At 68.9% G+C, this 14127-nt stretch carries 18 protein-coding genes; 4 read left to right on the top strand and 14 right to left on the bottom strand.

Translation table 11 applies throughout. The annotated features are described in order from the left end of the window. The 3 genes from H300_RS28315 to H300_RS0120785 form a co-directional block, all read right to left on the bottom strand. On the bottom strand, positions 1–509 hold a 509-nt coding region (locus H300_RS28315; protein WP_037981279.1), incomplete at its 3' end, for a transposase family protein. A 63-nt stretch (positions 510–572) separates the two neighbouring features. Next, complete coding sequence (locus H300_RS31955) at positions 573–1028, bottom strand: hypothetical protein (protein WP_028428940.1); 456 nt, start codon at positions 1026–1028, stop codon at positions 573–575. A gap of 228 nt (positions 1029–1256) precedes the next feature. Further along, positions 1257–1697: a GFA family protein gene (locus H300_RS0120785; protein WP_028428939.1), complete on the bottom strand. Its 441-nt coding sequence runs from the start codon at positions 1695–1697 to the stop codon at positions 1257–1259. Between the two features lie 153 nt (positions 1698–1850). On the opposite strand from H300_RS0120785, the gene H300_RS0120780 reads away from it, so the two are divergent. After that, on the top strand, positions 1851–3227 hold the full coding sequence (locus H300_RS0120780; RefSeq protein WP_028428938.1) for an IS1380 family transposase: 1377 nt from the start codon (positions 1851–1853) through the stop codon (positions 3225–3227). A gap of 156 nt (positions 3228–3383) precedes the next feature. Here the strand turns inward: H300_RS0120780 and H300_RS0120775 are convergent, their stop codons facing one another. After that, positions 3384–3662 carry an N-6 DNA methylase gene (locus H300_RS0120775; RefSeq protein WP_028428937.1) on the bottom strand — a complete coding sequence of 93 codons (279 nt, stop codon included), beginning with the start codon at positions 3660–3662 and terminating at the stop codon, positions 3384–3386. Positions 3663–3738: 76 nt separating this feature from the next. Here H300_RS0120775 and H300_RS0120770 point away from each other — a divergent pair, with 76 nt between their 5' ends. Together H300_RS0120770 and H300_RS0120765 are read left to right on the top strand one after the other, a co-directional pair. Then, a complete protein-coding gene (locus tag H300_RS0120770; protein ID WP_028428936.1) occupies positions 3739–4047 on the top strand; it encodes a transposase in 309 nt (102 codons plus the stop codon). After that, the gene (locus H300_RS0120765; protein ID WP_028428935.1) at positions 4044–4961 is read left to right on the top strand and encodes an IS3 family transposase; all 918 of its coding nucleotides are present in this window, start codon (positions 4044–4046) and stop codon (positions 4959–4961) included. Before H300_RS0120770 ends, H300_RS0120765 begins: the two co-directional genes overlap by 4 nt. Here the strand turns inward: H300_RS0120765 and H300_RS32680 are convergent, their stop codons facing one another. The 9 genes from H300_RS32680 to H300_RS0120710 all read right to left on the bottom strand — a co-directional run bounded on the left by H300_RS32680 (position 4962) and on the right by H300_RS0120710 (position 12581). Continuing rightward, entirely contained in the window at positions 4962–6107 is a 1146-nt protein-coding gene (locus H300_RS32680) for a type I restriction-modification system subunit M N-terminal domain-containing protein (protein ID WP_486583978.1), read from the bottom strand. A gap of 77 nt (positions 6108–6184) precedes the next feature. Further along, on the bottom strand, positions 6185–7924 hold the full coding sequence (locus tag H300_RS0120745; RefSeq protein WP_028428933.1) for a relaxase/mobilization nuclease domain-containing protein: 1740 nt from the start codon (positions 7922–7924) through the stop codon (positions 6185–6187). Positions 7925–7929: 5 nt separating this feature from the next. Further along, positions 7930–8265: a plasmid mobilization relaxosome protein MobC gene (mobC, locus tag H300_RS31245; RefSeq protein ID WP_486583977.1), complete on the bottom strand. Its 336-nt coding sequence runs from the start codon at positions 8263–8265 to the stop codon at positions 7930–7932. A 287-nt stretch (positions 8266–8552) separates the two neighbouring features. Beyond that, on the bottom strand, positions 8553–8777 hold the full coding sequence (locus tag H300_RS0120735; protein ID WP_028428931.1) for a hypothetical protein: 225 nt from the start codon (positions 8775–8777) through the stop codon (positions 8553–8555). Between the two features lie 130 nt (positions 8778–8907). After that, complete coding sequence (locus H300_RS0120730; RefSeq protein WP_028428930.1) at positions 8908–9897, bottom strand: DUF2637 domain-containing protein; 990 nt, start codon at positions 9895–9897, stop codon at positions 8908–8910. After that, entirely contained in the window at positions 9894–10445 is a 552-nt protein-coding gene (locus H300_RS0120725; RefSeq protein ID WP_028428929.1) for a WhiB family transcriptional regulator, read from the bottom strand. The genes H300_RS0120730 and H300_RS0120725 overlap by 4 nt, the downstream gene beginning before the upstream one ends. Before the next feature lie 95 nt (positions 10446–10540). Beyond that, positions 10541–11248, bottom strand: coding sequence for an ATP-binding protein (locus H300_RS0120720; protein WP_028428928.1), 708 nt, complete (start codon positions 11246–11248; stop codon positions 10541–10543). Next, a complete protein-coding gene (locus tag H300_RS0120715; RefSeq protein ID WP_028428927.1) occupies positions 11248–12222 on the bottom strand; it encodes a hypothetical protein in 975 nt (324 codons plus the stop codon). Before H300_RS0120715 ends, H300_RS0120720 begins: the two co-directional genes overlap by 1 nt. Before the next feature lie 2 nt (positions 12223–12224). Beyond that, entirely contained in the window at positions 12225–12581 is a 357-nt protein-coding gene (locus tag H300_RS0120710) for a hypothetical protein (RefSeq protein WP_199779227.1), read from the bottom strand. A 419-nt stretch (positions 12582–13000) separates the two neighbouring features. Between H300_RS0120710 and H300_RS0120705 the strand changes: the two genes are divergently transcribed. Then, positions 13001–13447 carry a transcriptional regulator gene (locus H300_RS0120705; protein ID WP_028428925.1) on the top strand — a complete coding sequence of 149 codons (447 nt, stop codon included), beginning with the start codon at positions 13001–13003 and terminating at the stop codon, positions 13445–13447. Positions 13448–13471: 24 nt separating this feature from the next. Here the strand turns inward: H300_RS0120705 and H300_RS28305 are convergent. Further along, a partial coding sequence (locus H300_RS28305; protein ID WP_486583976.1) for an MmyB family transcriptional regulator occupies positions 13472–14127 on the bottom strand: 656 nt, incomplete at its 5' end.

The following is a 14127-nucleotide window of genomic DNA, read 5'->3' as shown; positions in this document are numbered from 1 at the left end:
ATCTCCGAGGTCCGACCGGGCCGCACCGCGGAGACCCATGCCAGACGGCCCTTGTCGTCGGTGAGTGCGATCACGAGCAGGCCGTGGCATTTATGCTTGCCGGAATAGTTCTTCCGGTTCGCTGTTCCGGTGCGCCGCCGGGTGCGTATCAGCGAACCGTCCAGCAGTACGATCCCACCACCCTTTCGGGCGATCTTCTTCAAGGCGCGGTCCAGGCGCGGGGCGCGGGCGGCCAGCAGGCCGACGACCTCGCGGACCCAGCGGGTGACGGTGGTGCGGTGCACCCCGTTCCCGCCGGCCAGATCGCCGGGCCGCTGGTCACAGCGCAGCACCGCCAGCACGATCCCCGCGATCTTCCCCGGAGCCAGGGCCCGCCACCGTGAGCCGATCTTCTTGCAGTGGCCGCGTATCAGGGTGGCGAGATAGTTCAGGGTGGCGCTCGACAGCGGCAGGCGGGCGGTGTAGACAAGGCCGTCAGGGCCCTCGGCGTGAGGGTTGTTTTTCTTCACACCAAACTCAACTGCCGCCGGGGGCCCGCCGGTTACGCCCCGACCATCATCGCCCCGGTGCGGCTACCGGCGTGCGGTGAACCGCCCATCGGGTCGCTTGTGCAGCCAGCCACGATCGGCGAGCTTGGTCATCTTCGCCCGCAGCGGCTCCAGCTTCCCGCGAAACCCCACATCAAGGCCCAGCTCCTCGCCCACCGTCCTGACCTGCACCGGACCATCGGCGGCCCGAACGATCGCCAGAATTTTGCGGTAGTCATCGGGCAGCGCGGTCTCGTCCGGGTCATCGCCACGGTGCGGGATCAGCAGCACCGCACGCCCCGCCACCTGCGCTTTAACCGGAGCCACCGCGACGGCGGCCTCCACCTCGGCCCGGTCCTGCTCGGCCAGCCGGAGCAGCACCCGCTCGGCGATCACCAACTCCTCCCGCTCCGCCTCGACCTTGCCAAGCCGCTTGCCCAACTCCTCGGCGAGCACGTCCAGCTCGCTCCGACGAGCCGTGATCCGCTCCAACTCGGACATACCCGCTCCCTCCCCGCGATCCGGGTGCCGTACCGGCATGGCGACGGATCGTAGGCGGACCCTCACAACAGGCGCAGCAGAACCCGAGAACCGCCCCGGCCGCCCTGACAGACGATCTTCACCGTGGACACCGGCCGCCGACCAGCACGAGCACGACAAGACGCCCGCACACCAGCCCCACGACCTGCAACTTCACGATGCACACCGCTCAATGGGCGGTTTGGTCGGTCAGCCGGCCGTGCTGTGCTTGTTCTCCGGCACCGGTGGCAGCCAGTGCACGGCGTTGCCTCGGAAGGACGCGTGGATCGGCACGAGGTCTGGGCTGCAGGTGTCGTGGAGAGCGGTGACGTTGATGCCAATCTCCGGGATGTCGCCATCGATCGCCGCAAGGCGGCTGCCGCAGGTCGGGCAGAAGCCGCGTTTCGCCTTGCCTTCGAAGGTCTCGTACCAGGTCGGCTCGCCGCCCTCACCGGTCCAGGTGACCGTCTCAAATCCCACCCACCACATCACCGGCGAGCCGCCAAGCCTTTGACAGTGGTGGCAGAAACAGGTGTGCGGGAAGAGGGCCGGACCTCGGGTGGTGAAGCGGATACGGCCGCACAGACAACCGCCGGTACGTTCTTCGGCGGGTTTGGCTCCCTGGGCTTCGGTGGTGGGACTGGTGTTCATAAGGTGACCCCCTGGCTTTCTCGGCAAGTTAGCCTCGCGCTTTCACGAGGTGGGCTGTCCGAGGGGTGATCAGATAAGCGAGAAGTGCTCCTGACCTGCGACGATAGGGCTTGTCGAGAGTCCTGTTGGCCGCACGAAAGAAGCACTTCTCAGGTGATGAAGCGTATCGGGTCCTACCCGCGTTTCCGCGTCGAGGGCGGCGGTCGGGGTGTGGTCTCGCAGTCCGGCGGCGTGCTGCTGGTCGAGGCCGTCCGCAAGACCGGGCTGGACCAGGCGATGTCGGATGCCCTGGCGCTGTGGCGCCGTCCTCGTGCGGTCCACGACCCGGGGAAGTTGCTGTGTGATCTGGCGCTGGCGGTATCGCTCGGTGGGGACTGCCTGGCCGACATCGGGGTGCTGCGGTCCGAACCGGCGGTGTTCGGGCGCGTGGCCTCCGACCCGACCGTCTCCCGCCTGATCGATACCCTCGCCGCCGCAGGTCCGAAGGCTCTGACGGCGATACGCACAGCCCGCGCCGAAGTACGCGACCGGGTATGGCGGTTGGCTGGCCGGAAGGCTCCGCACGCCGACGGTCAGGTCATCGTCGATATCGACGGCGTCCTGGTGCTGGCGCACTCGGAGAAGCAGGACGCGGCCGCGACGTGGAAGCGCACCTTCGGGCACCACCCGCTGCCGGCCTTCGTCGACCACGGGAGCGAAGGTGGCGGTGAGCCGGTCGCCGGGCTGCTGCGGCCGGGCAACGCCGGTTCCAACACCGCAAGCGACCACATCGAGACCGCCAGGCTCGCCCTGGCCCAGCTGCCGGCGAAGTACCGGCGCGGACGCCGGACACTGATCCGCACCGACTCCGGTGGCGGCACCCACGCCTTCGTCGCCTGGCTGGCCCAGCGAGGCCGGTGGCTGTCCTACTCCGTCGGGATGACCATCACCGACGCCATCCACGCAGCCGTCCTGAAGATCCCGCAGCAGGCTTGGACTCCGGCCGTCGAACCAGGCGGCCAGCTACGTGACGGGGCCTGGGTCGCCGAGCTGGCCGGAGACTGCCTCAAGGGCTGGCCGAAGGGCATGCGGCTCATCGTCCGCAAGGAACGGCCTCACCCCGGCGCTCAGTTGCGCTTCACCGACGCCGACGGACTACGGCTCACCGCATGTGCCACCAACACCCCCGATACTCCGATCGCCCAGCTGGAACTACGGCACCGGCAGCGAGCCCGGGCCGAGGACCGCGTCCGCGCCGCCCGCGCGACCGGACTGCGCAACCTGCCCCTTCACCGGGCCGCGCAGAACCGGATCTGGCTGGAGATCGTCCAACTCGCCGGCGAGTTGCTGGCCTGGATGCCGATGCTCGCCCTGACCGGCGAACCCCGCCGCTGGGAACCCCGCCGCCTGCGACTGCGGCTGTTCTCCGCCGACGCCCAACTGGTCACCACCGGCCGAACCAGACGGCTCAGACTCGCCGGCCACTGGCCCTGGACCCACATCATCACCGACGCGTTCGAGCGCCTCCAGCTTCTCCCGAACCCCGGCTGACCAGCAGCAACGACCTGCACCTACGACCAGCAGCCCACACCGGAGCCGTGGAACCCGGCGCTCACCCGACGCAACAGCCGGGCCACCAGCCTGACCTGCCGCTGCAAACCGGACCGGAACACAAAACGTCCTCGTCAGCACAGCCGACGAGGACGCTCATGAAACTTCGAGGCTAGTGGCCTTGAAAGCCGGAGCGCGAAGGGTGTCTCCGCGCTTGATGTCGAAGTCCTCGATCTCGTGTAGGAACAAGTTCATCCGGGCGATCGAGGCCGTCGTCAGATTAATTTCCTGGCCGTACGCCCTGAGCGTGCGGTGATCCTTGCCGGACTCGCGCAGCTGGTTGATCGTTGCGACAAGCATCCCGCCGGAGCCGCAGGCCGGGTCGTAGACGGACTCGCCCGGCTCAGGCTGGAGGATCCCGACGAGCAGGTTCACGACCTCATGAGGTTCCCCCGAGATGCGGAGTTGGTTGACGGCAGGTCGGATGGGACTCATGAGAGGAACATCGACCATGGCTGCACCCCGGAAATACTCGCTGGAGTTGCGTGAGCGTGCGGTACGGATGTACCGGGCTACCGAGCCGAAGCCGCAGATCAAGAAGCTGGCCGTCGACCTCGGCGTGCACCCGGAGGCTCTGCGCGGCTGGATCCGGCAGGCCGAGGCGGACGCCGGCGAGCGCGACGACCGTCTCACCACCGACGAGCGTGCCGAACTGGTGGCCCTGCGTAAGGAGAATGTCCAGCTCAGGCGTGCCAACGACGTCCTGCGGACGGCCTCCGCGTTTTTCGCGGCGCAACTCGACCCGACCCGGACCAGGTGACGGCGCTCGTTGACGAGCATCCCCGCCTGGGAGTCGAGTGCGTACTTCGGGAACTGCGCATCCCCTCCACCACGTATTACCGCTGGCGCCGCGCCGAGGAGGCGCCGTGCGAGCGGCGGCGCCGCGATGTCGAGCTGACCGCGCGGATCAAGGAGATCCACGAGGAATCCGGCGGCAACTACGGCTCGCCACGCGTGCACGCCACCCTCAGGCGCGAGGGTACCCAGGTAGGCCGCAAACGGGTCGAGCGCCTGATGCGCGAGGCCGATATCGCAGGCGTGAGTCCACGCCGCAAGGGCTTCACACGCCGCGATCCCCAGGCCACCCTGGCCCCGGACCTGGTGAACCGGAACTTCACAGCTCCGGCGCCGAACCGGTTGTGGGTCACCGACCTGACGATGATCCCCACCGGCGAGGGCCCGCTGTGGCTCTCGGCGATCCGCGACGCCTTCTCCCGCCGGGTCGTCGCCTGGGAGACCTCCGCCCGCGCGGATGCCGACCTGGTCCTCACGACGCTGGAGTACGCACTCTCCAGTCGCGAGACCGAGCCCGGCAAGCTGATCCACCATGCTGATCACGGCTGCCAGTACACGTCCATCAAGCTGACAACCCGGCTGCTACGCGCTGGAGTTGACGCTTCCATGGGCTCCGTCGGGGACTCCTACGACAACGCCCTCGCGGAAAACCTGTGGATGCTGATCAAGACCGAGTGCGTGCGCGGGCGCGTCCTCGCCACACGTGCCGAGGCGAACCTCGCCCTCTTCGAGTACATCGACGGCTTCTACAACAGCCGACGCATCCAGAAACGCCTCGGCTACCTCAGCCCCATCGAGTTCGAGGAACGGCACTACGCCGACCAGGCGACGGCCGAACAAGCGAACCTGAACACCCATCAACCCGGCCTGACCAGCTGATCAGCGACTCCCGCACAACGGGGGAACCTCATCACGGGGGATGAAGAACTCGCCGGCCTTCTTGCCCGACTCGTCGGCGAAGTTCTTCAGCAAGTACTCATAGCCCGCGCCGAGCAAATCGTGCGAGACTGTCGACGGGTTGAGCGTGATCTTGTTGAACGCTCGGATGAGCCCCAGCAGGGCCGACTCCGGGATACGCTCCTGGTTGCCCCACGAGGCGTCGCCGAAGACGCCGGCGAGCGAGCGGGGGTTGGCCATTTCGATTCGCTGGAAGGTCTTCGCGATCTCCGCGCCGAGGTTTGTGACCTTCACGGTGACCTCGCTCCACAACGTGCCCTCGGGCAGCTCGAACCGGTGGAAGTCGGCCTCGATCTCGTCGTCGAGGTCGTCGCCGTACTCATCGAACGCCGCGTCGTGCTCGTGGGCCCAGGTGTCGCTGATCCACTTCCAGAACAGCATGGGGAAGACGTAAGTCTTGAAGTCAGCGGGGTCGACGGGGCCGCGGAGCGCGTTCGCGGCGTCCCACAGCCGGGATTCGAGCTCGTGCTGGGTGATCGTCACAGAGATGAGGTCCTTCGTTGAAGACGGTGCCTCGATTATGGCGGAGGGCGCTGACATCTCGGGAGGCCGATGCGGCAGGCAACAGCGACCAGCAGGCGATGACCAGTGCCCACGCTCCGAACCGAGTATGATCACAGACACACCAGGCCTGGATCTCTGCGCCTCCGCATCATCACCCGCACGTGCCAGCGTTGAGGTCGTCGGGGAGATAGGTGCCGGCCAGCGTGCCGTCGTATCCGGCGTCCCGTACGACTGCGTCGAGGCTGGGGTACTTTCGGCCGCCTTCGCCTGCCATGGCTGGTAGTCGACGCGGGTCAGCTCGGGCTCGTTCCACTCATGGGCGCAGCGGCAGCGGAGGAAGATCTGGTTGCGGCGGTCGCAGATGACCATCCAGTCGCGGCGGGCGCCGCACTTCGCGCACATCACGGTGATGCCGGTGATGGTGATCGGGCCCGGGTGGGTGGTGGTGTAGGTCCAGATGGAGTCGTCCGGTTCGCTCGCTTCTTGCAGTCGCAGCAGCGGGTGGTCGCCGGATGCCGTCTCCGGGAGGGTGGTTCTGGAGTGGTGGAGTTCTTCGGTGGTCATGCGCATCGGCTCCTTGTGTTCCTCTGACCAGCCCTAACAGGCGAGGCCGGCCTCGTCCAGCCCTTTGTGCCGTGCCTTCAGCGCCTTCGTCGCCGGTGCTCAAGAGCGGCGGAATTCTGTGTCGTCGGGGTGGCGGCGTGTGTCCGTGCTGGCTGGGGCTGTTGTTTTGTGGTGCGGGTGCCGGCGCGAGGCTGTGACGGGTCCGCGGGGAGCCGTCCGAGGCGCCGCAGACGCCAGACGAGGACGTCGGTGACGCGGTCGGCGGAGTCCAGCTCGCGCCATTCGACAGCCTCGTGGAGCAGTGCTTCGGGGTCGTGCCCGGCGCGCTCGGCCTGGTTGAGGGTGGCGACCAGCGCGTCCCATCCGCCCTCACGGCGAAGACTGCCGATGCGGCCGGGAAGGGCGGCTTCGACCGTGCCGGTATGGCGGGTCCGTACGTGCTCGGGCAGGCGTCGACCGTGGGCGCGCATCGTACGCATGGGTGGGGTCGCGGCAGTTTGGTAGGCGGCCCGGAGCTGGTCGGCGGCCCGCCGGGCTGCGGCCGCTTGCTGGTGGTGCCGGCGGGCGGTGTGCCAGCGGGCGGCGGCGATGGTGGCCAGGACCAGGGTGGACAGAAGCATGGCGGTGGTGCCGCCGTCCTCGCCTCGTCCCAGGGCGTTGCCGGCCTGGATGATGCCGCGTGCGGCGGAGCGGACGGCTCGGTCGTCGGCGCGTTCGGCGCGGGTGTGGAAGCGGGTGGCGCGTTCGAAGGCGCGGGCTGCTTCGGTCGCCTGCTGCCGGGTGGAGGCCGGAGAGGTCTGGGCGAGGGCGTCGAGGACTTCGCCGAGTCCTGAGAGCTGCGCGGCGGCCTCGGCTTCGTCCTCATCATCGGCGTAGGCCGTGGTGGTGCGCTCCACGATGCCTGTGGCGTCGCGGCGGGCGCGCGCCGGTCCGTCACGTTGGCGGGGGCGGCTATCGGCGGGCGGGGCGCCGGCATCTTCCGGGCTGCCGAGGCGCCTGCGGATCTTGGGCAGGGAGAGGTCGGGGGCGAGGCGGGAGCCGGGAAACCAGATCGGCTCGCCCGCGCGGTTGCGGTCGCCGGGGAGGGCGACCTTGTAGCCGAGAACGTCGCCGGAGGGGGCGAGCCGTCGGTCGATGCGGACTCCGGCCTGCGTCAGCCGGTCGAAGAACTCGGCTTCGTCAGCGGCGCCTGCCATGGCCTGACGGACGTGGTCGCGCAGGAGTTCGCGGGCGGTGGCGGTACGGCCTGCGCGTTCGGACTTGGCGCGCTCGGCGCTGGTGGGCCGCTTCGCGGCAGTGCCATCGCCAGGGTTGAGCTGGCGCAGGCCGAAGTCCTTCTCGATCCGACGGCATTCGGCCTGGGCACGGTTGTAGTCGTCGTGCCGACGCGGGGAGCGGCCGTCCTCGCGCTTGAGGGTGGCGACGATATGGATGTGATCGTCCGCGTGGCGTACGGCGGCCCACCGGCAGGCTTGGTCGTCTCCTTCTTCGGCAATACCGGTGGCGTGCACGACCCGGCGGGCGACCTCGGCCCACTCGGTGTCGCTCAGGTGCCGGTCGCCGGGGTCGGCACGGACCGGGCAGTGCCACACGTGCCGTGTCGGTCGGCGGTGCTCCGGCACGGCTTGAACCGGCAGGTCGAGGCGCTCCTGCAACTGCTTGAGCGTTACCTGCGGATTGCGTCCCGGGTCGGGGGCCAGCTCCGGCTGCCAGGAGGCGATCAGATGCGGGTCGAGGTGTTCATCGTGGCGGCCGGGACCGTAGAGGTAGGCCAGCAGGCCGTAGGTACGGCCGCCGAGGGAGATGTCGGGCACCACGGCGGTCAGCGCTTCGCGATCTCGGTGGCGGAGGCTTCGACGCGGGCGGCGGCGCGCAGCACGCGGGCGAGGGCGTCTTCGAGGTGCGGGGCCTCGCCACCGCTGTTGAGTGCCTTGGCGACTTGGTTGAGGTTGTTGCCGACGCGAGCGAGTTGAGCGGAAGCGCGCATCAGCTCTGCGACGACGGTGCGCTGGTCCATCAGCCAGGTGTGCGGACCGTCCTGGGCACGGGCCACAGCGACCGCGGCGTCGGCGAGAAACCCGGCGACCCGCAGGCCCATCGCCTCGGCGGCGCGTTGGGCGTCGGTGAGTTCGTCGGCGGTCAGACGGACGCTTCGCACGCGGTCGCGCTGCTGGGACTGGCGGAGACGCGGGCGCATGCGCGTCTCGACGGCGGCGCGCGGCGGCATCTCCTCGTCCGGCTGCGGTCCGCCCTCGGTCGCAGTCCGGCCCGGCGCCCCCTGGTGCCGGACATCCTCTGCCCCTCCCGGGGCGGAGGCATGCCCTTGCGAAACTCCCTCGACGGCGGGGCCGTCGAGGGAGTTTCGCAAGGTATAGCTTGCTCGGCCTCGTGCCGGCTGGTTGTACGGCGGTCCGCCGGGCGGGGCGGCCGGGGTGTTCGGGATCGTCATCGGGCGATGTCTCCAGCTTCGACGCGGACGTCGCGCAGCACGGCGGCGATGTAGTCGAGGGCGAGGACGGGGTGGTGCAGCGTGTGCGGGGCGCTCGACGATGTGCGACGCACGGTCCAGCTCCCGTCGGGACCGGATTCGGCCCGGTCCAGGTGGCCATGGGCGCGTAGGACGGCGAGCCACACGTCGATCTCCTCGGTGGACGGCGGGGTGGTACGCACTGGAGGTCTCCCCTATGGAAGCGGTAGGGATGGAGGGGCCGTGGGGTGACCGGGTGGGGCGGACACCCCGCTGCCGGTGTCCGGGTGACCGGTGTCCGGGCGGGGTGTCCGCCGGGTGGGTTCGTGGCGGTCAGCCGGTGGAGCGGAGTGTCCGGTTGCCCGCTTCGGTGCGGAGCTGCTGCATCAGCTCGGTCAGCCGGTCGTTGGACAGCGGGAGCCCCTGCCCCCGGATGGCGTCGGCGACCACCTGGCGGGTCAGCTTCCCGGTCTCGGACACCGCGCGGCGGGCGATCAGCAGCAAGTCCCCGGCCTCACCCGCGGACGGGGAGGTCGTCTCCGCATCGCCGTTGCCCACCGACCGGCCCGGGGTAGGCGTCCTCCGCGGGGCGGGATGACCGGATCTCGCGTCCGGATCTCCGTCGGGGCCGGCGCCGCGTCCACGGTGCTCTGGTGCGTCTTCGGAGCAGGTGTCCGGCTGTCCGCTCCGGTCCTCCGGGCAGGTGTCCGCCGGACGACCGGAGGTACCGGCGGACAGTGCGGAGGGCTGGTGACCGGCGACCGGCCGGACACTGTCCGGTTTATCCGTTGCGCCCCGGCCGGACTCGCTGTCCGTGTGAGCAGCAGCACCCCGCTCGGTGCGGACGACCGAGGTGTCCGCACCGGCCGTGTCCAAGTGTCCGGGCTGTGTGGCTCGGCGGGCGATGAGGATGTACAGGTGGACGGCCCCGGCCAGGGCCAGCGGGGCGAGCGTGGACAGCACACCGACCGTGGCGTCCCCGAGCTGGAGACCACCACCGCTCGGAACCCGGTCGTTGAGGCGGACAGCGTGCAAGGCGTTGGCCCAGATGCTCGCCGCTGTGGCAATACTGAAGAGAGCCCACACGTAGCAGCGGGCTCCGAGGGAGGCGCTGCGCATCACCAGCACCGCACGCACTCCGTAGCCGATGAACCCGTCGATGACGAAGGGAAAGAGGTAGGTGAGCAGTCCCCGGACGTGGATGGCGACGGCCATCTGCTGTAGCGCGTCGTAGGACAGCGCGCACCCAGCTGCTCCGAGGGTGACAATGGCGGCGCGGTCCCAGCCGGTGATGCGCACCGGTATCGCGTCGGTGTGGGTCACGCGGCCGTCCCGAGGTCGTCGCGGGCGGCCTGAGCGTTGGCCAGGGTCTGGCCGCTGGTGGTGCTGTTGACGGTGCGGTTACGGATCTCACGGCGCAGCTCTCGGTAGCGCTTCTTCGCGTGCTCCTCGGTGATCTTCAGCAGGCGGGCGAGGTGCTCGGCCGAGACTCCGTTCTGGTACGCGGTCCGCGTGACCGCGCGACGTTCGGCATCGGTGAGGTGGATGTCGTGCCCGGCCAGGGTGGCGTTGACGCGGGCGTAGTCGAGGCGCAGGTGGATCTTGCTGTGCAAGGGGTCGCGTTCCTCCTCGGTCATCCCGCCCCGGACGCCCTCACGGTCTCCCGCCTCCAGGGCGGCGTCCAGGCAGGTTCGGCGGACCGGGCACTGGGCGCACACGGCCTTGGCGGCGTGGATGCGGTCCATCTCATCCGGCTCCGGGAAGAAGATCTCCGGGTCCACGGGGTGGGCCGAAGTGGAGAGGCAGGCGGCCTGGTTGTGCCAGGTGTGGTCGCCGAGGGTGCGCGGCTCGGCGGTCTGGTTGTGGTGCATGCAGGTGTCTCCGATCGGCCCCGGGCGCGTTCGGGCAGGCGCGGCCCGGGGGTGGTTGCGTGAAGGGAGGCGGACCGTTGGTCGCGCGGAGAAGGTCAGACGGCGGGGAGGCGCCGGCGCTCGGCGGCCAGGCCCCTTCTGCGGTCCGGGCCGTCGAGGATGACCTTGTCGGTCATCTCGGTCAGCCGGGAGGCGACACGATCTCCGATGTGGGCGCGCAGCTCGCTCATGCCGAGGTTGGTGGTCACCAGGGTCGGGAGCATCTGCGTGTAGCGGCGGTCGATCAGCCGCATCGTGATCTCCTCGGTCCAATCGCTGGACTTCGCGGCCCCGAGGTCATCGATGATCAGCAGCGGGCAGCGGGCAAGGTCCTGGAGTTCATGCTCGCCGTCGCTGCCTTGGCGGGGCCGCAGTTCGGCGTACAGATCGGCGGCAGTGGTCGCCTTCCACCGCAGTCGCACCCCGGCAGCCAGCAAGCTGCGGACTGCGCCGTACGCCTGGTGGGTCTTGCCCGTGCCGGTGGTGCCGACGATCAGCAGCGACCGGCCCTGGGCGATGCCGGGGGCACCTTCCGGGCCCCGGCGCCCCGCGGTAGCAACCTCGTTCACCCATGCGTCGACGGCAGGGTGGTCGGCGACGGCGTCCTGGTAGCGGGCCGGGATGCGGGCCTGGGCCGCCGCCAGCGCGGGGCTGGGCTCGGCCTCGTCGGACACCGGAGCGTTCGGGTCGATGCCCCGGGACTTGAGGATGCCGGTCAGGCGGCGGGCTATGCCGCCGACGGGCTGGGCGTCGGTATCGCGCATCACAGCTCCTCGGCATAGGCGGCGGCAGGGTCAGCGGGGTTGGCCCAGGCCCGGTGGCCGCGCACGTTATTCGCAGATTCCGTCCGCACCAAGCCATCGGTCGAGGCCGAGGCGTTCATGGCCTCGTGCACCAGGCTCGGCAGAGTGCTCGGATGCAGCCCCTTCACACGGTGGCGAGCCAGCCCGGCACGGATGTGCTGCGGATCGATGCCCTCCTTGAGTAGCTTGCCTACCTCGCGCCCGAGGTGTCCGAGCACTCCGCTCGGAGGGCGGTGTGCACAGGAAGCGGCGTACTCGCCGATGAGCTGCTGGGTGGAGACGGACTCCGGTGCGGGGGCGCTCGCGCCCCCCGAAGGGGAGGATCCTAGATCCACGTTCCTAGGTCCTAGATCCGGACCCTGCGGGCTCACTGCAGACTCATGCGATTGCAGCACAGGCTCACTGCATGTGACCTGCGTCTGCAGTGAGGATTCACTGCAATCCCCTTGACCTGGGGTTTCGGTGGGCACGGCAGATTGACGCGAAGCGTTCGGGGCGGCAGCGCTGCTCCCATAAGCCTGCACTGCGGGCTCCGGTACATCGTCCTGCATGTGCACTGCCTCCTCGCGCGTTGAGGCTCCGTCCCCGTGGTGGGGGCAGGCAGGATGGCGCACACCGCCCCTGCGGGTGATCTTCTGGTGCTGACGCCAGCTCACGATGTGCAGGTACCGCTTGCCGCCCCCGCCCCCGCCCCCGTAGCGGCAGACGAGACCGGCCGCCGCGAGCTGGGTCAAGTCGTCCTCGACGCCGACCGGCCCGTGCTCGGGCCGCAGCGACCACAACAGCCCGGCGAGCACGGCAGGCTGATCCCGGAAACGGCCGTGATCGTCAGCCTGGGTGAGCAGCCCGAAGAACGTGCGCTCAGCAGTGAGGGACACCTCGGCGAGGGACTCGGAGGCGAAAGCCTCCGGCTTGATGGTGCGGATCCGGGCCATGGTCAGCGACCTCCGTCCACGACTGCGTAGCCCTCGGCCGCGGGGCGAAGGATGCCGGAAGCAAGATGGAGGTCGTGCGGCTCGTCCCAGTCCAGCTCCGGGCTCACCCGGATGACCCAGCGGGCAGCAGTCAGGCGCTGGACGCGGTTCAGAGTCAGGAGCCGCCCCCGCTCGTCGTAAGCACGGGCGTAAGGGCTCGGCCAGCTACGGTCCGGTTCATGCCGTGAGACGCGGATGGTCCGCGCACCGGGAACCATGTCGGCCAGCAGTTCGGCCAGCCGCTGCTGCCGAGAGCCAGCAGCGGCTGTGTCGTTCTCGGAGGTCGGAGCGGTCGCCCTTCCACCTGAGAAGTCAGGCATGCGATAATCCCTCGCTTGTAGGTGGGGACGGACGGCCGCTCTCGTTGAATAGGTCAGCCGGCCCGCCCCAGTTATGAATCCGCGGCCCTTCGGGGTGGCGGTCCCGGCGCCCGGAAGCTGCTACTTCCGGGCGTCGGCCCCGCTCCCCTCCGTGCACACGGAACCGGAACTCGGACTGTGGTGTCCTCCGTGGGACTGTCCCTCGGCGGCTCGCCCGTCGAGGGACCAGGACCATATGAGGCTCCCTGGCACAAGTCCACCCCACTTCACCTGCGGCGCAACACTGCAATGGTGGAGGCGGGGGTTTAACGTACACCGCAGTTGCGCCCTCGCGTCAACCACAGTGCCGTCTGCGACTCCCGAGTTGGAGTCCATCACCACTGGACTGGATATGATCAGGCCATGGCAGAGGGGAAGCGGTGACGGACAACAGCGAGCGAACGTTCGCGGAGCTACTCGCGTACCTGTTCAGAGAGGTGCATCCGCAAGAGCGAGGCCCCTACACCTACGCCGAGGTCGCGCACGGCATCCGGAAGACCTCCGGAGTAGAGATCTCGGCGAGCGCGATCCAGCAGCTCAGAACCGGGAAGAACACGAACCCGAAGATGCAGACGATCCGGGCCCTCGCCACCTTCTTCGGCGTTCCGGCGGGTTACTTCTTCGACGAACAGGTGGCAGAGCAGACACGCTCCGAGATCCAGGTGGTCGCGGCCATGCGCGACGGAGGCGTACGTCGCGTCGCCCTGCGGGCCAACGGGCTCAGCTCGTCGAGCCTGCAGATGGTCAATTCGGTGATCGAGCAGGCTCGACGACTGGAAGGACTCGCAGGCGAATCCGAGAACAGCGAACTCCTCGACGACGAGTAACTCTCCGAGTTTTTTCCTCCGACCTCAGCGCTTTTTAGCGCCTCGTCCGTCCAGGTAGGGATTACCGCCCTCCTCGACCTCCATAAGGACGATCACTCGCAGCCGCAGGCTGCGCATCGGGGTGAGAGCGACGATACGCACCGGGACCGGCTCATCGCCACGCTGCGGGACCCTGACCATACGCAGGTCACCATCCACATGGTCGTACACCTCGCGACGATCCCACATCTCACGCGCCTCGGGACTGCCGTCCAGGACATCTGCTTCCAGTTGCCGCAATGACTCGTTCCAGGGAAACTGGATTCTCGCGTACCGGATCTGCCCCAGATAGATGCGCGCCCATTCATCCCGCCAATTCACCAGTTGCTCTTTTGCTTCAGGGCGCAGAAAAGCCCATCGCATGAGATTGGCCTGGTGAGCCGTCCATGGGAACCATTGGCGAAGCGCTTCATTACTCCCGAGAATGTTCCACGCCAGATCGGACACGTAGGCGGGGTTGGGGCTCTGATTGTCGATGAACTGCTGCAACAACCCGCCCATCTCACCGACGGCATCCGCTTCCGGTACCGACGGCGGGGCAGGCGGGCCAAGGTCATTGCGTGATCGCGATCTGTCCGGGTTGATCACGTAAGGCCCAGAGCTGTCAGAGGCCGCCGGTGGTCGCGGCCGGTGTGCCGGAG

The organism is Streptomyces sp. TAA040 (assembly GCF_000424845.1).
The sequence above is the reverse complement of the archived record's forward strand: the minus strand, read 5'-3'. Positions and strand labels throughout refer to the sequence as shown.